A 292-nucleotide genomic window follows, 5' to 3' on the forward strand; every position below is an offset into this window, starting at 1 on the left:
TGCCGCTTGCTCGCAATCACCTCGATGTAGGCCTCCCAATAGTCGGTGTAGACTTTGGCACACTGTCTGTACACCCCAGGAATTGACTGCCATAAGGCGATCGCCGATTCTCTGGAGCGGTCGCCGATAGGACAGCCGATGATCTCTCGGGTATCTGCATCGATTGCCAGCCAGACCCACTGCTTGTTGCCTTTGTTGTCGACAAATGACCAGAGTTCATCCATCTGCACGTTCAGCTTGCCTTTGGTTTTGGGGACGACGTCTACCGCTTTTGGCACAGCTTCGTAGCAAG

General features: G+C 54.1%; 1 protein-coding gene. It reads right to left on the minus strand.

The genetic code is table 11. The features are described 5' to 3' along the window. Positions 1 to 292: IS1 family transposase (locus JUJ53_RS13850; protein ID WP_204152630.1), on the minus strand; the 292-nt coding region annotated here is incomplete at both ends.

The sequence above is a fragment of the Leptolyngbya sp. CCY15150 genome, assembly GCF_016888135.1.
In the GTDB taxonomy this organism is placed as follows: domain Bacteria; phylum Cyanobacteriota; class Cyanobacteriia; order RECH01; family RECH01; genus RECH01.